The 18,229-nt window shown below is 69.4% G+C and carries 13 protein-coding genes; 6 read left to right on the forward strand and 7 right to left on the reverse strand.

Features of this window, described 5'->3' with window-relative positions:
* Positions 1–133: 133 nt before the first annotated feature.
* A complete protein-coding gene (locus tag ABD357_RS38390) occupies positions 134–766 on the reverse strand; it encodes a GNAT family N-acetyltransferase (RefSeq protein ID WP_344395975.1) in 633 nt (210 codons plus the stop codon).
* An 82-nt stretch (positions 767–848) separates the two neighbouring features.
* On the opposite strand from ABD357_RS38390, the gene ligD reads away from it, so the two are divergent.
* The gene (gene ligD / locus ABD357_RS38395; RefSeq protein ID WP_344395976.1) at positions 849–1,886 is read left to right on the forward strand and encodes a non-homologous end-joining DNA ligase; all 1,038 of its coding nucleotides are present in this window, start codon (positions 849–851) and stop codon (positions 1,884–1,886) included.
* Here ligD and ABD357_RS38400 read toward each other — a convergent pair.
* Positions 1,873–4,077 carry an OmpL47-type beta-barrel domain-containing protein gene (locus tag ABD357_RS38400; RefSeq protein ID WP_344396071.1) on the reverse strand — a complete coding sequence of 735 codons (2,205 nt, stop codon included), beginning with the start codon at positions 4,075–4,077 and terminating at the stop codon, positions 1,873–1,875. The two genes, ligD and ABD357_RS38400, sit on opposite strands and share 14 nt — an antisense overlap.
* A 35-nt stretch (positions 4,078–4,112) precedes the next feature.
* Positions 4,113–6,602 (reverse strand): ThuA domain-containing protein, encoded by a 2,490-nt coding sequence (locus tag ABD357_RS38405; RefSeq protein WP_344396072.1) that lies wholly within the window; start codon positions 6,600–6,602, stop codon positions 4,113–4,115.
* Positions 6,603–6,815: 213 nt separating this feature from the next.
* Here ABD357_RS38405 and ABD357_RS38410 point away from each other — a divergent pair, with 213 nt between their 5' ends.
* Both ABD357_RS38410 and ABD357_RS38415 read left to right on the forward strand, forming a co-directional pair.
* The gene (locus tag ABD357_RS38410; protein WP_344395977.1) at positions 6,816–7,760 is read left to right on the forward strand and encodes a multicopper oxidase domain-containing protein; all 945 of its coding nucleotides are present in this window, start codon (positions 6,816–6,818) and stop codon (positions 7,758–7,760) included.
* Positions 7,761–7,817: 57 nt separating this feature from the next.
* A complete protein-coding gene (locus ABD357_RS38415; RefSeq protein ID WP_344395978.1) occupies positions 7,818–8,963 on the forward strand; it encodes a PP2C family protein-serine/threonine phosphatase in 1,146 nt (381 codons plus the stop codon).
* Positions 8,964–8,998: 35 nt separating this feature from the next.
* Here the strand turns inward: ABD357_RS38415 and ABD357_RS38420 are convergent, their stop codons facing one another.
* Positions 8,999–9,472, reverse strand: a complete 474-nt coding sequence (locus tag ABD357_RS38420) for an HIT family protein (protein ID WP_344395979.1) — start codon at positions 9,470–9,472, stop codon at positions 8,999–9,001.
* A 122-nt stretch (positions 9,473–9,594) separates the two neighbouring features.
* On the opposite strand from ABD357_RS38420, the gene ABD357_RS38425 reads away from it, so the two are divergent.
* A complete protein-coding gene (locus tag ABD357_RS38425) occupies positions 9,595–10,647 on the forward strand; it encodes a LacI family DNA-binding transcriptional regulator (protein WP_344395980.1) in 1,053 nt (350 codons plus the stop codon).
* 175 nt (positions 10,648–10,822) lie between these two features.
* On the opposite strand, the gene ABD357_RS38430 is transcribed toward ABD357_RS38425, so the two are convergent.
* Together ABD357_RS38430 and ABD357_RS38435 are read right to left on the reverse strand one after the other, a co-directional pair.
* Entirely contained in the window at positions 10,823–12,049 is a 1,227-nt protein-coding gene (locus ABD357_RS38430; protein WP_344395981.1) for a glycoside hydrolase family 64 protein, read from the reverse strand.
* A 422-nt stretch (positions 12,050–12,471) separates the two neighbouring features.
* The gene (locus ABD357_RS38435) at positions 12,472–13,266 is read right to left on the reverse strand and encodes a VOC family protein (protein WP_344395982.1); all 795 of its coding nucleotides are present in this window, start codon (positions 13,264–13,266) and stop codon (positions 12,472–12,474) included.
* A gap of 190 nt (positions 13,267–13,456) precedes the next feature.
* Here ABD357_RS38435 and ABD357_RS38440 point away from each other — a divergent pair, with 190 nt between their 5' ends.
* Both ABD357_RS38440 and ABD357_RS38445 read left to right on the forward strand, forming a co-directional pair.
* The gene (locus ABD357_RS38440) at positions 13,457–13,705 is read left to right on the forward strand and encodes a WhiB family transcriptional regulator (protein ID WP_344395983.1); all 249 of its coding nucleotides are present in this window, start codon (positions 13,457–13,459) and stop codon (positions 13,703–13,705) included.
* 63 nt (positions 13,706–13,768) lie between these two features.
* On the forward strand, positions 13,769–17,200 hold the full coding sequence (locus tag ABD357_RS38445; protein WP_344395984.1) for a hypothetical protein: 3,432 nt from the start codon (positions 13,769–13,771) through the stop codon (positions 17,198–17,200).
* Between the two features lie 46 nt (positions 17,201–17,246).
* Here the strand turns inward: ABD357_RS38445 and ABD357_RS38450 are convergent, their stop codons facing one another.
* Positions 17,247–18,224 (reverse strand): acyl-ACP desaturase, encoded by a 978-nt coding sequence (locus ABD357_RS38450; protein ID WP_344395985.1) that lies wholly within the window; start codon positions 18,222–18,224, stop codon positions 17,247–17,249.
* Positions 18,225–18,229: the final 5 nt, after the last annotated feature.

Raw genomic sequence — 18,229 nt, forward strand, 5'->3', positions numbered from 1 at the left:
CATGGACCAACGTTGGGTGAATCCATCCCGGATCGTTGTCCGGCCTTGTGACAACCAAGGTGATCGCTTCCAGCCATGTCCTGCGGGACCGTCCGCGCCGTGGAGCCCGAGAAACGGATGGCTGCCGTCGCCGTCAAAGCCTGTCGATCTCGTCCGTCGCGCGCCCCAGACAGGTGACCGGCCCGGGGTCCGGCACCTCGATCTCGTGGAAGCCCAGGCGGTCGTAGAAGGCCCTGGCCGGAGTATTGGCCGTCACCATGGTCAGATGGACGGCCTGCACGCCACTGTCCCGCAGAGCCCGCAGGAAGCTCCGCATCAGTGCACGTCCGTGGCCGCGGCCCTGCCATTCGGGGAGCAGGTCGATGTGCAGATGAGCCGGATACGCGGCGAGTTCCGGGACGACCATCCGCTCGGGGTGGTGCAACAGCCGAACCATCGCCTCGTCGGGGGTGCTCGGCGGGCCAATGGGCTCCGGAAAGCGGTCCGCGACCAGGGGCAGCCACTTCGTGCGGAAGGCTTCGGCGAACCGGGGAGTGTCCGCGGTGCCGAGGATGTAGCCGACCGCCTGTCCCTGCCCGTTGTCCAGCACGAAGACCAGCTCCGGCTCGAGATGGACATACGGAGCCGCGAAGATCGTCGGAAAGATCGCGGAATTCGCGTAGACGGGCCGGCTGTCCTGGCCGTTGTGCGCGGTGCGGACGCAGATGTCCTCGAGGGACTCTCGGTCCGCGGGACGGTACGGGCGCACGGTGGGAGTCGGAGTCACCGCAGCATCCTGCTCGTCCGGAGCGCTCCCACAATCGTCCGCCCGCATGCGCGGCAAGCCCGGCACGCCTACCGTGGCTCGCATGGGTGATGCGGTGGAGCTGGCGGCGGCGGGGCGGACCGTGCGGTTGTCCAGCCCGGGGAAGGTCTTCTTCCCGGAGCGTGGCCTGACGAAGCTCGATGTCGCCGAGTACTACGTCGCGGTTGGCCCCGGCATCCTGCGTGCCCTGCGCAACCGCCCCACCACCCTGGAGCGCTACCCGGAGGGCGTGACCGGCGAGTCGTTCTTCCAGAAGCGGGCGCCCAAGAACATGCCCGACTGGATCCCGACCGCCCACATCACCTTTCCCAGCGGGCGCAGCGCCGACGAGATGTGCCCCACTGAGGTCGGTGCCGTGGTGTGGGCCGCGCAGTTCGGCACGCTCACCTTTCACCCGTGGCCGGTGCGCCGCGACGACGTCGACCACCCCGACGAACTCCGTCTCGACCTCGACCCGCAGCCCGGCACGGACTACGCCGACGCCGTCCGCGCCGCCCACGAACTGCGCGCCGTGCTGAATGAGTTCGGCGGACTGCGCGGCTGGCCCAAGACCTCCGGCGGCCGGGGGCTGCACGTCTTCGTGCCCATCGAGCCGCGGTGGACCTTCGCCCAGGTGCGCCGCGCCGCGATCGCCGCCGGACGCGAACTGGAGCGGCGGATGCCCGACCACGTGACCATCGCCTGGTGGAAGGAGGAGCGCGGCGCGAAGATCTTCGTCGACTACAACCAGACGGCTCGCGACCGCACCATCGCCTCCGCCTACTCCGTACGCCCCCGTCCGCAGGCCCCCGTGTCCGCACCCCTGCGCTGGGAGGAGGTCGACGTCGCCGTGCCCCGCGACTTCGACGTGACGACCATGCCCGCGCGCTTCGCCGAACTCGGCGACGTGCACGCGGACATGGACGATCACGCCTTCTCCCTCGAGGCCCTGCTGGAACTGGCCCGCCGCGACGAACACGACCACGGCCTCGCGGACCTGCCGTACCCGCCCGAGTATCCGAAGATGCCGGGGGAACCCAAGCGGGTACAGCCGAGCCGCGCGAAGAAGCCACGGCCTGCCGAAGGGCCTACAACTCCTTGATCCGGATGTCCCGGTACGAGATCACATCCGTCGTGCCGTGCACCTGGAGCCCGATGTAGCCGGAGGCGAACCGTCGCCCGTCCGTGCCCGGGTCGTCCGAGCGGGGCGGGGTGAAGTCCTGGCCGCCGATGTTGTCGAACTCGTTGATCAGCACGCCGTTGCGGTACACCGAGTAGTGCTGGTCGACCACACGGATCTCGTAGTCGTTCCAGGTGCCCTTCTGGGTGACGCCCGCTCCGGCCAGGCCCACGCGGTCGAAGCCGTAGACCGAGCCGGACTTGTACATGTCGCCGTCCGGGCGGTCGTTGATCTGCAGCTCGTGCCCGTACTTGATGGCAACCCACTCCGGACGAGACTCCTCCGGGTGGTCGTGGACCCATGGGAAGCGGGCGAACACACCGGCGTTGGCGTTTCCGGTGCCCGGCGCGTCGTCACGCCACTGGAGCTTCAGCGAGAAGTCGCCGTACTTGCGCTCCGGGAACCACAGCATGCCCAGGCCCGCCACCGTGGTGCTGCTGGTCATCGAGCCGTCCGCGTTCACCGCGAACCTGCCGCCGCCGACCTGCTGCCACTTGGCGAACGACTCCTCGGAGCCGTCGAAGATCGTGCGGTAGCCCTCGGTCTGGCCCGGCTTGCCGATGCCCGACTGCTTGGCGGCCTTGTTGATCAGGTTGTACTCGCGCTGGACGATGACGCCTTCCTTGAGGAGCGCGTCCAGGACGGTCTTCACGTGCTTCAGGAACAGCGCGTGGGACGTCCACTCCTTCTCGTCCTCGATCAACTCGTTGATGCGGCACCGGTTGTTGGTGACCCGGTTCGGCACACCGGTGTCGACCGTTCCGACGATGACCGTCAGCCGCTCGTCGTACTCGGCGCAGGCGGGCGCCGGCACCCCGCCGCCCGAGGCGACCGTGAAGCTCACGGTCCGGGCGTCGGAGGTGTTGCCCGCCTTGTCGCTCGCCCGGTACGCCACCTTGTGCGCGCCCGCGCGATCGACGATGACGGGTGCGGTGTACGAGAGATAGGGCCCGCCGTCCAGCGAGTACTCGATGGTGGCGACTCCGGAACCATCGTGCTCGTCCGTCGCGGTCACCGTCACCTTGGCGCCGTTGATGTACGCCCCGGAGGAGTTCTTCGTGCCCTCGACACTCACGCCGGTCACCGGAGGAGTCTTGTCCTCGGCGGGCGGCGCGACCACCGTGAACGAGACGGACTTCTCCGCGGCCGCATTGCCCGCCTTGTCCGTGGCCCGGTACCGCACCTTGTGCGTGCCCACGTCGTGGACCATCACCGGAGCCGTGTACGGCTGCCAGGCACCGGAGTCGCCGAGCGCGTACTCGATGGTGTTGACGCCGGAACCGGTGTCGGAGGCCGTCACGGTGACGGTCGCCATGGAGAGGTACGCACCCTCCGGATTCTGCTCACCGGTCACCGAAGCCGACGTCTCCGGAGCCGTCGTGTCGTCCGTCGACGGCGGCGCCACCGTGAATTCCTCCGCCTTCTCGGCGGCGACGTTCCCGGCCTTGTCGACCGCTCTGTAGCGGACCTTGTGGTCGCCCACCTGGTCGATCACCAGGGGCGTGGTGTACGGCTGCCAGGCACCCGCGTCACCGATCGCGTACTCGATCCGGTCCACGCCCGAGCCGTCGTCCGTCGCGCTCAGCGTCACGGTCGCCGAACCCACGTACGCCCCGTCCGCGTTCTGCGTACCGCTCACGTCCGCCGAGGTCTCGGGCGCGGTCGTGTCCTCGCCGGTGCCCTCGCTGACCACGAGGATGCCCTGCATCTGACCGTGGCCCGGGATGGTGCAGTAGTAGCGGTACCGGCCGGGCGTCAGCGTCACCTCGGCCGTGTACTTGCCGCCCTGGTCGTCGTTCGGATTGGCCAGGATGTTGAGGGGGACGTCGTTGTTGTACTCCGGGTCGGACACGTCGAACGTCAACGTGTGCGGCATACCTGTGGTGTTGCCGGTCGCCACACTGTTCTCGAAGACGATCGTCGTCGTGCCCGCGACCGCGGTGGCGGGCGCCGACGTGTACTTGTCGATGTCGTTGCCGGCCGTCCACGTAAGCGTTTGCGCGGCAGCGCCGGCGGCTGCCGACGCGGCGCCGGCTCCTTCGGTCTGTCCCGAAGCCGACGTGGACGTCAGCCCCAGCACCATCAGCAGCGACGCCAGAAGCGCCGTCCACAGGCGTGCGGTTCTTCGCCGTCGTATGCGTACGCCCGTCACTGTGCCTCCCTGGCCAGTTGATCGGCGGCCGGCGTCGGAGCGCCGCCCTTGTAAGTGACCTGCCACAGCGCCGACTTGGCGTCCGAGGTGAAGAAGCCGCGGCCGTAGTCGAGGGCGTACAGCGTGCCGTCGGGGCCGAACTTCCAGTCCATGAGGTTCTTGATGCCGTCATTGCCCACGGGGATGATCTTCTTCAGGGACTCGGCGTGCACGGGAATGCCGCCCTGGCCCGCGGTCTTGGGGTCGAGCAGGACCGCGTGACGCGGCTGGTCGCCGTCATAGAAGTCGCCGACGAACCACTTGCCGTCCCAGTACGACGGCCATGCCCCCGCACCCGCGGACGCCGCGTCATAGCGGTAGACGGGTCCGTTCATCGCCGCCTGCCCGCCGCCCTTCAGCCACGGCAGCAGGAACTTCTGCTCCTCCGCCTTGTACGACGGGATGCCGTTCGCGTCGCGCGGGAAGTCGGGGCCGCCGCCCTGGGGCGAGTACCAGATGGTGTTCCCGGTGACCGGCGGCAGGTTCACGAGGCCGTCGTTGTTCGGCGACTCGTTCTTCGGGGCGTCGCAGTCGTACCAGCCGAGCGGTTTCGTCGGGTCCGGCAGATTGCGGTCGCGGTAGGGCTGCTTGTTGCCCATGCAGTACGGCCAGCCGTGGTTGCCCGGCTTGGTGATCGCGGCGAACGTGTCGTACTTCGCCGGGCCCCAGGTCGTCGACGGGTTTGACGCGTCCGGGCCGACCCAGCCCGCGTACAGCGTGTCCGTCTTCTTGTCGACGGAGATGCGCGCGGGGTTCCTGACGCCCATCACATAGATCTCGCCGCGCGTCTTGCCACCGCCCTCGTCGGTCTCCTTGCCGGTGAAGAGGTTCCCCTGGGGCAGGGTGTACGTGCCGTCCGGCTCCGGGTGGATGCGCAGGATCTTGCCGTTGAGGTTGTTGGTGTTGCCCGACGTCCGGCGCGCGTCCGCGAAGGAGACGCCCTTGTGGTTGGGCTGCGGGTTGTTGCCGGAGTAACCGTCGCTGAAACCACTGGAGTTGTTGTCGCCCGTCGCGATGTACAGGTTGCCCTTGGAGTCCCACGCCATGCCGCCGCCCGCGTGGCAGCAGCTGTGGATCTGCACCGGCCACTTCAACAGGACCTTCTCACTGCTCAGATCCAGCTTGTTCGTGGCGAGATCGAGCGTGAAACGGGAGACGCGGCGCTCGCCCATCCGCGTGTCGCGGTTGATCTGCGCGTGCGGTGTGTAATGCAGATACACCCAGCCGTTCTGCTGGAACGCCGGGTCCAGCTCGATGCCGAGCAGTCCCTCTTCGACCTTGATCAGCTCACCGCCGCCGCCCTTGTTGCCGAACACGGTGAGCGCGCCGGCCAGGGTGACCTTCTTGGTCTTCGGGTCGTAGACGTGGATCTCGCCCTTGCCCTTGCCGATGTCGGGGTTGTTCCAGTCCGTGACGACGGGCTGCGAGGAGTCGGCTCCGCCGCGGCCGATGTAGAGCACGCGTCCGTCGGGCGCGGTGACCAGGCCGTGTGGCTCGCCGATCTGGTCGTTCTGCCCCGGCTGGTTGGGCTGCGTCAGCCGCTCCGCCTTGTAGTTGGCGTTGATCGCCGCCTTGCAGTCGGCCCGCACGAGCCGTGTCGTCCACAGCAGCGCCCCGCGCAGATGCGCACGGAAGTCCGTTTCGTCGTACGAGGCGACCGTGCCGCCCATGCCCGTGTAGAAGGAGCGTCCGCCGTCGTAGTCGCGGCACCAGGACACCGGGTGGTCGGCGCCGTTCTTGCTGTCGCCCGGCTGGTACGTCGACTCGCGCACCCGCGCCACGGTGTGCACGTCGCCGGAGGGGTTCTTGACCCAGTTCAGCCAGGCGTCGGGGCGCTTCCACTGAAGCGGCAGATCCTTGGTGGCCGGGTGCTGCCGGTCGCCCACCTCAACGGTCGCCCGCTGTACGGCAGTTGGGCTCGATGCGGCCGGGCGGGCGCCTACCAGGCCGGTGAACCAGTCCGAGTACGGTTCGGCGCGGGCCGCGTCATGGACGCCGAGGAAGCCGCCGCCCGCCTCCATGTACGCCTCCAGACCGGCCTCCTGCTCCGCGTCGAGGACGTCGCCGCCGCCGGTCAGGAAGACGACCGCGTTGAAGCGGCCGAGCTTCGTCTCGTTGGCGAACACGGAGGCGTCGTCCGTGGCCGTCACCTTGAAACGCTGGTTCGCCGGGCCGGTCAGCCCGATCGCCTCGATCGCCTCGATCCCGGCGTTGACGACGGGCGACTCGTCCCCGCCCGCCGCAGAGCCGTGGAAGAGCAGCACCCGTACGTTGGCACCGCCCGGCGGCGACTTGATCGACATCGTTGTCAGCGGCGGGTCGGGGGCCTGGCGCGCACTCGCGGGACCGCCCGAGAGCAGCCCCGCGGTGACGAACCCGGCAGTCAGGACGGCCGCCCAGGCCCGTCTCTTCACCCGTCTGTTTGTGGTCAACTCTCTTAAGTGCATGGGTTCTTGATGCGACGCGAACCGCATGGGGTCATCCACTCCTCGTCGGTCACAGCAACAGCGCCAAGGAAGCTAGACCTCTTTGCCCGGCTCGCCAATAGGTACGACCGGAATGGCACGAACTTTGTCCTGAGTGTGGAAAAACGAATGCGGTGCCGCTACCGTCTCAGCGGTTCATCTCCGTAAATTCCGTACCAGGGTGGGGAGTTCGGCATGGACAGACGCGGCTTCAACAGGCGCGTGCTGCTGGGCGGTGCGGCCGTCGCGACATCGTTGTCTCTGGCACCCGAGTCCGCCGGCGCCGCGGAGCCGGCGAAAACCGCTCCGGCCGGCGGCGAGGTCAAGCGCATCAAGCTGTACGCCGAGAAGCTCGCCGACGGCCAGATGGGCTACGGCTACGAGAAGGGCAAGGCGTCGATCCCCGGCCCGCTCATCGAACTCAACGAGGGCGACACCCTGCACATCGAGTTCGAGAACACCATGGACGTGGCGGTGAGCCTGCACGTCCACGGCCTCGACTACGAGATCACCAGCGACGGCACGAAGCAGAACAAGAGCGATGTCGAGCCGGGCGGGACACGTACGTACACCTGGCGCACCCACGCACCCGGCCGCCGCAAGGACGGCACCTGGCGCGCGGGCAGCGCCGGCTACTGGCACTACCACGACCATGTCGTCGGCACGGAACACGGCACGGGCGGCATCCGCAAAGGGCTGTACGGTCCGGTGATCGTCCGCCGCAAGGGCGACATCCTCCCGGACGCGACCCACACGATCGTCTTCAACGACATGCTGATCAACAACAAGCCGGCGCACAGTGGCCCCAACTTCGAGGCCACGGTGGGCGACCGCGTCGAGTTCGTGGTGATCACGCACGGCGAGTATTACCACACCTTCCACATGCACGGTCATCGCTGGGCCGACAACCGCACGGGCATGCTGACCGGCCCCGACGACCCGAGCCAGGTGCTGGACAACAAGATCACGGGACCCGCCGACTCGTTCGGGTTCCAGGTGATCGCGGGGGAGGGCGTCGGGGCGGGGGCGTGGATGTACCACTGCCATGTCCAGAGCCACTCGGACATGGGGATGGTGGGGCTGTTCCTCGTGAAGAAGGCGGACGGGACGATTCCCGGGTACGAGCCGCACGAGCATTGAGGACACGACGAGGGCGTTGAGTGGAACAGTCGACTCCGGTGAGTCAGGCTGGTTGCCATGCGGTCACCCTTCCGCTCATCCGGCCCCTCAGGAGCGGGCGGTCACAGCCGGGTCCTCTTCAGGCTCGCGCAGTGTCTGCCGTTCGTGATCGTACTGTTCGCGCTGGGCATCGAGCTCTCGCCCGCACACGATGTGATCACCGGTCCCATCCTCGCCGCGATCCCGGCACTGGCGGCGCTGACGTTGGGCCCGAAAGGCACCCTCTCGGCGGCCGTGGGAGCTTTCTCCGTCACCGTGATCACGGCCACCCTCCACCAGAGCTGGGGTGGCCAGGTCTACAGCAACCTCCTGTCCCTCATCGTGGTGTCAGTGGCCAGTGTCACGATGAGTAGTGCCGTACGTGCGCGAAGGCAGAGTGAGCTGGACCAGCTTCGCCGGATCGCCGAGGCGGCACAGCGGGTCCTGCTGAGACGGGTGCCGACCCGGCTGGGGCCGGTGCGGATGGCCAGCCTGTACCACGCGGCAGAGGTCGGGGCCCAGATCGGCGGCGATCTCTACGCGGTGTCGCAGACCCGGTACGGCGTCCGGATGATCGTGGGTGACGTCCGCGGCAAGGGACTGCCCGCCGTGCGCCTGGCCGCGGTCGTACTGGGGGCGTTCCGCGAGGCCGTGCACTACGAGGACGAACTGGTGGAGGTGGTGAACCACTGCGCCGCCGCGCTGGAACGGGAGTGCGCCGTGCCGAGTGCGATCGATCCGACCGCCGCGGAACACGAGGCCGAGGATTTCGTCACCGCGGTCGTGGTCGAGGTGTCCGACAGCTTCGTGGTCCAGGTGATCAACCGCGGCCACCCGCCGCCGCTGATGCTGCGCCGCGGCAAGGTCGAGGCCTTGATGCCCACCTCACCGCTGCCGCCCCTGGGACTGGAGGAATTCATCACCGTGCATCCCGACAAGGCGGAGAGCTTTCCGTTCACGCCGGGTGACCGTCTGCTGCTGCACACCGACGGTGTGATCGAAGCTCGCAGCCCTGACGACGGCTTCTTCGCCCTCCCCGAGGCCATGGAAGCGGCGCATATGTGCAGCACGCCGGAATTCCTGGATCGATTGCACCAGGGCTTGATCCGCCACACGGGGGGCTACCTGGCAGACGATGCGGCGATGCTTCTCGTGGAACGGCTCGACGTCGACGGACCACCCTGAAACGCAGCGGATGGACGGGCGGCGATCCCGACGCGTCAGGGCGCCAGTCCGTCCAGTTCCTCGCCGATCACCTCACGCAGGGCGTCGTGTTGAGGGCCCAGCGCATACCGCTCGTCGCTCCACCACTCCCGCGGATACAGCCACACGGGGCTCCGCACGAGATCGGCCGGCTCCCAGTCGAACCGCGGCCACACATGCGCATGCAGGAACAGATCGGTGTTCCCCAGAATCTCCAGGTTGACGCGGCGAAAGGCCGGGTCCAGCCGCTTGCAGACGCGTTCGACGGCCTCACCCAGCCGGTCCATGCCGGACAGGAACGCCAGCCGCTTGCTCCGGGGCAGCTCCGACAGCCGCTGCACCGCAGGATCGTCCCCGAGGAGCACCGAGTATCCCGGGAGGAACTGGACGTCCCCGATCACCGCGAACCCGGCTTCCAGCCTCCGGAGCACCGTGGGATTCCCGCCCTCAAGTGCGCTGCCGATCCGGTCGCTCCGCCAGTCATCAGTCATGATTGGACCCTGCCCCCGACAGGGCCACTCGATGTGGATCCGACAGCATCAGGGAGCGCTCTCAGCAGCACGGCGACCAGGAGTTATCCTGGCCCGGAACCGCTGCCCTGAGGAGTTCCGAGGTGTCCGAGTCGTCGACAGCGTCGCGCCCCACGTTGGAGGCGGTGGCGGCACGGGCAGGGGTTTCCCGGGCCACCGCGTCGCGGGTCGTCAACGGTGGTGACGGGGTCCGAGAGCCCCTCGTCGAGCGGGTCAGGCGGGCCGTCGAAGAACTCGGTTACGTCCCCAACCAAGCCGCGCGCAGCCTCGTCACCCGGCGGCACGACGCGGTCGCCGTGGTGATCGCCGAACCCGAGACCAGGGTGTTCGCCGACCCCTTCTTCGCACTCCAACTCCGGGGCATCAGCAAGGAGTTGACCGCCCACGACTCCCAGCTCGTACTGCTGCTCACCGAGGGCCGCGACGACCATGCGCGGGTGGGCCGGTACCTGGCCGGGGGCCACGTCGACGGGGCCCTGGTCTTCTCCCTGCACCTCGACGACCCGCTGCCCGGACTGATCCACGGCGCAGGCGTGCCGACCGTGTTCGGCGGGCGGCCCGGCTGGGGCGACGGGACGCGCAGCGCGGTCTATGTCGACAGCGACAACCGGGGTGGCGCCCGCGAGGCCGTACGTCATCTCGTCACGCTCGGCCGTACGCGCATCGCCCACATCACCGGCGCCCTCGACCAGACCTCGGCGGTCGACCGGCTCGACGGGTTCCGGGACGTCATGGTGGACGCCGACCCCCGGCTGATCGCGGAGGGCGATTTCACACCGGCGGGAGGTGAGCGTGCGATGCGCCAACTTCTGGACGGCTGCCCGGACTTGGACGGCGTGTTCGCCGCGAATGACTTGATGGCCTCGGGCGCTCTGCGGGTTCTGCGGGAGCGGGGGCTGCGGGTGCCCGAGGATGTCGCGCTGATCGGGTTCGATGACATGTTGCCGGTTGCGGAGCAGACCGACCCGTCTCTTACGACGGTCCGTCAGGACATCGAGGAGATGGGTCGGTTGATGGCTCGGCTGCTGTTGCGGGGGCTTGCCGCCGGGTCCGCCGGCGCGGGCTCGCAGGGGGGTGTGGGCGCGCCCTCCAGCGTTGTCCTGCCGACGACGTTGGTGCGGCGGGCCTCCGCGTAGGGTTTCGCGAACGCGTCTGCCCCGCAGGGTAGTAGGGCGGCTGCGGGCCCGTTGTGGCTGGTCGCGCAGTTCCCCGCGCCCCTTACGGGGCGCTGGTCGCGCCCACACGGCGGAGCCGCATATGTCACAGCCCCGCGCCTCTGAAGGGGCGCCCCCTGACCGTTGCCTACCAGGGCTAAGAACCCACCGTCACCGTGAACCTTCGCGGGTTGCCGTCATGCGCTGCCCCCGATACATCGGGCTCGCCGTCCGGACGGACGTCGTCGTACGGGAAGGCGTAGCCGATGGGCGAGTTGGCGTGCACCACGCGCGACCAGTGGTTCGTGACCTCGCCCTTGTAGTAGTCGGCCGCCGTCGCACCGTTCGGCTGGGAGGCGTGCGTGAGCATGATGGAGCGGTTGAAGCCGGCGGCGAGGCGGGCGAGGATGCCTTTCTTCTCATCCGGGTCGTTCGGGTTGTTGGTGAACGGGCCGTGGTTGCAGGTGAAGATGTCCTTCGACGCGGGCTTGGCGAAGGTGTGGCCGCCGTTGAAGGTGAGGGTGTCGCCGCTGACCCGACCGGTGAACACGCCCCGGCCACCCTGGAGATCGATCTTGAGGTCGGTCGTACGGTACTTCTCCCAGACCTGGTCGATATAGCTGTCCCAGACGTCGCGAAACGGCATTTCGGCTGGGCGGTCGAAGTAGGGTGCCATCAGGTTCTGCGGGGAGATCACCCGGAGTACGGCGCCACCGTCGCCCCGGATGACGAGCTTGTCCCAGGGCTGTCCGTCCTTCGTCGCCTGCGCCGCGAGGTCAGACGCGATCTTGTCGACGGCGCCGTCGGTCAGCGGCGCGACGGTGTGCGTGGCGTCGCCCTCCAGGGTCAGACCGATCGGCAGGGCGGTCACCAGGTCGACGTAACTGATGTTGGCGTACAACTGCTGGGTGTTGAACGTGAACTCGCAGAACGACCAGGTCTTGCCGTAGTTCGCGTCGGTGGGCGTGGCGAAGGCGGGTTCGACCAGGGCGGGGCCAGGGTTGAGGAAGAAGTCGAGCGTGTCGTCGCGTACGAAGTAGACGCGGGCGCCGTACATCTGAGGCAGCGTCAACACCTTCGGTGCGGAACCGGCGGCGCCGAGCGGAATGGCGCAGTCGACGGGCAGCGGAGTCTGGGGCGCCGAAGGCGACTCGGGCCGGTATACACCGCCGTCGGCCCGCAACAGCACCCAGTTGCCGGTGGACTGCTCGTGCCCTGTGACGTACGCGCGCACCGTGCCCGGCAACGAGGCGTTCCGCAGGGCGAGTTCGCAGGTGGCGGGGGCGGCCAGGGCGCCGGGACTGAGAGCGCTTCCCCAGACCGGGTAACTTGCGGCGGTTCCGACGGCGGCGGCCGAGGTCAGGAACGTTCTGCGTGAGATCACGGAAGGTCTCCTGGGGTGTGGGGGGTGCCGGGAGGGCCGATGTGGTGGGGCTCGGCTCCTGCGGTCTGCACCAATGTCCCCAGGGGGAGTTGAGGCGTCAAGGGTTATGGCTGAGAGCGCTCCCAAAATCTTCATCAGTTCAGAAGTTGACCGCACCCCGAAAGCCCGCACCCCCAACTACCCGCACTCTCCCACCGGCCGGAGGGGACGTGGGCCGGTGCGTCGTATGCCCGTCGCGTAGGTTCTGTCTCAGGTCACTTGCGGCCTGTGGAAGCCGGAGGGCCGTATGCCCACGCTGCGACGGGCTGACGCACCGGCCCACGGCCCCGACCCGCACACGCACCTAAGGGGCGCGGGGAACTGCGCGACCAGCCACAACGAACCCGCAGCCGAAAAACGCATCCCAGCGGAGCGAACCCGCTTCAAACCGCACCCGGCGGAGCGCCCTCGCTCTTGATCACCGCGAACCGCGCCCCATACGGATCGGCCAACTTGGCCATACGACCAACGCCCTCCACGCTCGTCGCAGCCATACGCACCACGCCGCCCAACCCCTCGGCCTCGACGACAACGGCATCCGTGTCCGTGACTTCGAAGTACGGCAGCCAGTACGCACTCTGCTCCGCCGGGTCGTCGGCCAGCGCCACCAGACCGCCGAACATGTCGTCCTCCGTGGTGCCCGCGGGATTGACGCAGGTGTACGTGCCGCCGGGGAACGGCACCGCCGAGGTCTCCAGGCCCAGCACCGAGTGGTAGAAGGCGGCAGCCGCGGGGACATCCGGGGTGTAAAGCTCGACCCAGCACAGGGACCCCGGGTCGCCCGCCACGTCGACCCCCTTGCGTTTGCCCGGCTGCCAGATGCCGAAGGCGACGTCCGCGTTGTCGCTGAGGATGGCCATCCGGCCCTGGTCCATGACGTCCATGGGCGCCATCGGCACGCTGCCGCCGGCGGTCTCCGCTGCCTTGGCCGTGGCTTCCGCCTCCGCGCACTGGAAGTAGACGGTCCAGGACGGCGGGCCCTGCTCCTCGGTGGTCTGCATGCCGCCCGCGGTGATCCGCCCGCCGAGCTGGAAGAAGCCGTAACCGCCGGCTTCCGGTCCTCCTGCCTGGAAGTCCCAGCCGAAGAGGGCGCGGTAGAACGAGCCGGCCCCTTCGATGTCGGGTGTGCCGAGGTCGACCCAGTTCGGGGCGCCGTTGACGAAACGGGTGGTGAGCATGATGCCCTCCTCCTTGAGGGATCCCGTTGCCTGCTCTGGTGAGTCTTGCACCGGCCACTGACAATCGCTCCTGGACGCGAGCGCCGGGCTGACCGCACAAGCGGTCACGCTGTGTAGCGGGAAACTACCGCTCGCGCCCGTTGATCCCGCGTTGAGCGAACGTTTTTCGGTGCTCGGCACCATTTGCGGCATGCACATCGAAAGCATCGCCGCACCCGACCTCTCCTGGCAGGAGCAGGCGTTGTGCGCGCAGACCGGGGCCGACTTCTTCTTTCCCGAACCGGGCAGTTCCGTGCGTGAGGCGAAGCGCATCTGCGGGCTGTGCGAGATGCGGTCCGCCTGCCTCCAGTACGCGCTCGCCAACGACGAACGGTTCGGCGTCTGGGGCGGCCTGTCCGAGAAGGAACGGCTCGGCCTCCGACGGACGCACCAGCAGTAGGCGGAGCTTTCGTTTCTCGAAATCCAGTGCTCGCAGCGGCCATGAGCATGCAGAATCCAGCGCATGCCCAGCACCCCGCAGTACGAGGCCGAGTACGAGGCCGACAGCTTGCTGAACGTCCTCGACCCGCTTTCGTATCCGCAGCGCATGCGCGAACTCGCCGCCCGCGTACGGGACATGCGCCACCCGCTGCGGCCCGTGCTGGAGGCACTTGAAGCCCGTGGCCCCTACGAGCGCGGGATCGCCGTCGTCGCGGCGTCCGTCGCCCGTGACGCCGAGTGGATCGCCGCACGCGTCGCCGACCCCGATCCGTACATCCGGGGACACGCGCTGCGTGTCGCCGACAGCCTTCAAGTCTCCGACTCCGTCTACGAGTCGGTGCTTGCGGACGCGCCTGAGACCATCCGCCGCGGACTGCTTCGGGCGATCGTGGCCGGGCGGCGCACCGCGCTCGCCGACCGGCTGATCGACGGACTGCGACGTGACTGGGGCGATGCGGAGGCGGCCCGGCTGCTGCCCGGCTGTTCGGCGGACAGGGTCGCCCGGCTGCTGCCCGAGCTGTTCCACGCGGTCACCGGATGGCGGCAGCTCGCCAAGCGGCACCCCGATGCCCTACTCGACGTGGCGGAACGGGAGTTGACCGGCCTGCCCGAGGCGATGCGCGGCGCCTGGTGGAACCGTTACGCGGACGCCGTGGCCGCCGTAACGCCCGCCGAGCCCCTGCGCGTGCTCGAACTCCTCGAACGCCTCGGTCCCGCGACCCTGCCGCACCAACTCCGCGCCCACGTACCCGCGTTCGCCGCAGCCGACCCACAACGCATGGTGCGGCTGCTCCTCACGCCCGCCTGGTCCGGCGTCTTCGGCGTCCTCGGCATCCACTCGATGAGCGCCACCGTGCGGCGCAGGCTGGCCCGCTCCGGTGCGCCCGAACTCATCGCGTACGGGAGGACGCTGGTGCCGTACGGCGGCCTTCCCCCGCTCCTTGAGGCGCTGCCGCCCGCCCAGCGGCATGCCTTCTACACGGAGGTGTACGAGGGCCGGGGCGCCGGGCCTGTCGACGCGCGCCTGCTCGAAGCGCTGCCCCGCAGCCATGTCGCCGACGAGGCCCACAAGATGGCCGCGATGCTGCGCGAAGGCGGCAGCCGGGAGATGGAGGTTCTGCGCCTCGAGTCCTTCCTGCCCGTTGCCGAGGTCCGCGATCGGCTCATCGAGGCCACCCGGCGTCCGGCCGCAGAAGACCGCGTCGAGGCCTGGCCGTTCCTGATCCGCAACGCGGACCGCTCCGGCGACCCCGAAGCCGTCATCGCCGTACTGGAAGAGATGGGGCGGCTGCGCAACGAGCAGGACCCGGTGCGCGAGGCGGCGCTCGGAGCGCTCTGCCGGGTCCGGCCCGCGCTGTTCACCGAGGACGCCGAACCGCACCTCGACCGCATCGCTGTCGACGCCGTTCAGGCCCCCGACTCCTCCTCCGACACGCGGTACCACCTGAGCCGGCTCGCCCTCGGTGTGCTGCGCGAGCACGCGGCAAACGGGCGACGGGAGTTGGTGAACTGGGCGCTGCGCACGCTGGTGCGGATCTCCGGCAACACCGGCGACGCCGATCTCGGCCGCCTCGACCACACACTGCGGCGCGGCCAGGAACACCAGGTGTACGAGGCGCTGCGCCCCTGGATCGAAGCAGGCGCCGAGAAGTCCGACTACAGCCTCACCTTCGCGCTCACCCGAGCCGTGGGCCGCCGCGCCGCCGGCATGCCCGAGCTGCAAGAACTCCTCTGGCAGGCGATCCGTTACGGCGCCGACACGACCGCGCGCGAGGCGGTCGACCTGTGGCTGGAGCCGCCCGTGACCCGGGGTGACCGCGTGGCCCGGATCCTCTCGTTGGAGCCGTCGGCCGGCGCTCTGCCGTCGGTCCAGGCGATCGTCACCCGGTGCCGTACGGACCTGCTCGACCCGTTGCTGGCCGACACCCCGCCGTACGGCCGGTTCCTGACCAAGGGCAGCCGCTGGTCCGTATGGGTGGACCGCGACATCCGGCGTTGGGCTCCACGTCAACAGCAGGCGGTGGCCCGGCAGTTGGCGGCCCTCGCCGAGGACGACGGGCTCCTGCTGTACCAGCGGACCGCGGCCGTCGAGCAGAGCGCGCTCGTACCGGGCATCGGCGCCGGTCTCGTACGCCGCTGGACCGGCTCCGAGGACGTCGTTCTGGCCGAGGCGGCCCTGGCCGCCCTCGCCCGCACCGACCGGCCCGCCGAGGCCCTGCCCGAACTGCTTGCGCACGCGGGCGACGAGCACGCGCGCGTGGCGGTGTACGCGGCCACGCAGGCGTCCCGGCACGCGGCGCCGTCCCTCCTCGCCGAGCAGCTGCGCGCCATGCTGCTGGGGCCGGACGTCAAGGTGACCAGCCGCAAGGAGGCCGCCCGCCTGGCCGCCGTACGCCTCCCGGTGCCGCGGGCGGCGGAGCTGCTCACGGAGACGTACGCGCGACCGGGCACCCATCGCGACGTACGCGCCGCCTGCGTCGCCTTCGCCGGCCCTCTGCTCGCCGAGGAGGCGGTGTGGGGGCTGCTGGGCGATGCCGCGGGTGCGGAACCCGTCCTGCGCACGGCTGTTCTGCGCGTCTCGCCGCTGGACCTCTCCGAGCCCCACCGCGAGCGGTACGCCCGCCTGGTGCGCGACGTCTGCGAGACCGACGACCCGGAGACGGCGACGGTGGCCTTCGACGCGCTGGCCCGCTGGGCGCCGTGGTCGCCGGACGCGCCGACGGTGCTGGCCGACGCCGCCGCGAACCTGGCGGAGCGCGTCTCCTGGCACGCCGCCGCCAACGGCCTCGTGACGGCCGCGGCGGGATCGGAACGGGGCGGCGAGGGCCTGCTACGGGCGTTGCGGGCGCTGGCGGAGGCGGAGGGTGCGCTCCCGGCGGTGGAGTACCCGCACGACGCGCACGATGCCGAGGATGCGGCCCTGGCCGTGGAGCCTCTGCACGACGCCGAGGAACATCGCGACCGCCCAGCCCGCCGCCGTATCGAGAACCTCGTCCTGCGCCTCAGTCTTCAGGGCAGAACCGCCCCGCAGTCCGTCCGTCCCGCCGCTCTCGCCGCGAGCGAACTCCTCGCGGGGTACGACGACTTCGTTCAGCAGGCCGCCGAAATCGCCGCGTTCCACTTGGACCTGGACGCGGACCCGGCCCGGCTCGAGGACCTCGCCGCCCTCATCGAGGGCCGCCCGGCGCTCGCGGTTCGCATGGCGCAGGACGTCGGCGGGCGGCTGAGCCGCCAGGTGCACGAGGGCGACCCCGAGGTTCTGCTGCAGGTGACCCGCCGCCTGACCGCCCACGGCGGCCACGCCCAGGGCCTGCTCGCCGTAGCCCTCACCGGCGCCCTCGGTATCCGTACGGCCTGGCCGGCACCCTGGCGAGAGCACCTCAGGCTGCTGCGCCGCCACGCACTGCCCGACGTCCGCGACGCGGCACTGGCGGTGGTCACGGCGCACGAATAGGCGCCCGGCGGTTGGGCCGGGCGCCTGCGGGACTCGTACGGGGGGCTTACGCCTTGGCGCGCGCCGCCATCCTCGCCTTACGCGCCGCCAGCTTCTCGTCGAACTTCAGGGCCTCCGCGTCCAGGCCGCCCATGAACATGCCCAGTTCCTCCTGGGCCTTGAGGCCCTCCGGGCCGAGGCCGTCGATCTCCATGACCTTGAGGTGGCGCAGCACCGGCTGCAGCACGTCGTCGTGGTGGATCCGCATGTTGTAGACCTCGCCGATCGCCATCTGCGCGGCGGCACGCTCGAAGCCGGGCATGCCGTGGCCGGGCATCCGGAAGTTGACGATGACGTCGCGGACGGCCTGCATGGTCAGGTCGGGGGCGAGCTCGAAGGCGGCCTTCAGCAGGTTCCGGTAGAAGACCATGTGCAGGTTCTCGTCGGTCGCGATGCGCGCCAGCATGCGGTCGCAGACCGGGTCACCGGACTGGTGGCCGGTGTTGCGGTGCGACACGCGGGTGGCGAGCTCCTGGAAGGCGACGTACGCGACGGAGTGCAGCATCGAGTGGCGGTTGTCCGACTCGAAGCCCTCGCTCATGTGCGCCATGCGGAACGCCTCGAGCTTGTCCGGGTCCACCGCGCGCGAGGCGAGCAGATAGTCGCGCATCACGATGCCGTGCCGGCCTTCTTCCGCCGTCCAGCGGTGCACCCAGGTGCCCCACGCGCCGTCGCGTCCGAAGAGCGAGGCGATCTCGTGATGGTAGCTGGGCAGGTTGTCCTCGGTGAGGAGGTTGACGACCAGTGCGATCCGGCCGATCTCGGTGACCTTGGACTGCTCCTTCTCCCAGGCCTCGCCGTCCTCGAAGAGGCCGGGGAAGTTACGGGCGTCGCTCCACGGCACGTACTCGTGGGGCATCCAGTCCTTGGCCACCTTGAGGTGGCGGTTGAGCTCCGTCTCGACAACTTCCTCCAGCGCGTACAGCAGGCGGGCGTCGGTCCAGGCGGAGGACGGGCTGCCGAGGTGAGGGGAAGTGATCGTCATGGGTG

This window comes from Streptomyces vastus (assembly GCF_039532825.1).
GTDB lineage: Bacteria > Actinomycetota > Actinomycetes > Streptomycetales > Streptomycetaceae > Streptomyces > Streptomyces vastus.

What these genes read in the sequence shown, in the direction of transcription:
- ligD (WP_344395976.1), top strand. Translation starts at nt 849, where the DNA reads ATGGGTGATGCGGTGGAGCTGGCGGCGGCGGGGCGGACCGTGCGGTTG.
- ABD357_RS38405 (WP_344396072.1), bottom strand. Translation starts at nt 6,602, where the DNA reads ATGCACTTAAGAGAGTTGACCACAAACAGACGGGTGAAGAGACGGGCC.
- ABD357_RS38410 (WP_344395977.1), top strand. Translation starts at nt 6,816, where the DNA reads ATGGACAGACGCGGCTTCAACAGGCGCGTGCTGCTGGGCGGTGCGGCC.
- ABD357_RS38415 (WP_344395978.1), top strand. Translation starts at nt 7,818, where the DNA reads ATGCGGTCACCCTTCCGCTCATCCGGCCCCTCAGGAGCGGGCGGTCAC.
- ABD357_RS38420 (WP_344395979.1), bottom strand. Translation starts at nt 9,472, where the DNA reads ATGACTGATGACTGGCGGAGCGACCGGATCGGCAGCGCACTTGAGGGC.
- ABD357_RS38435 (WP_344395982.1), bottom strand. Translation starts at nt 13,266, where the DNA reads ATGCTCACCACCCGTTTCGTCAACGGCGCCCCGAACTGGGTCGACCTC.
- ABD357_RS38440 (WP_344395983.1), top strand. Translation starts at nt 13,457, where the DNA reads ATGCACATCGAAAGCATCGCCGCACCCGACCTCTCCTGGCAGGAGCAG.
- ABD357_RS38445 (WP_344395984.1), top strand. Translation starts at nt 13,769, where the DNA reads ATGCCCAGCACCCCGCAGTACGAGGCCGAGTACGAGGCCGACAGCTTG.
- ABD357_RS38450 (WP_344395985.1), bottom strand. Translation starts at nt 18,224, where the DNA reads ATGACGATCACTTCCCCTCACCTCGGCAGCCCGTCCTCCGCCTGGACC.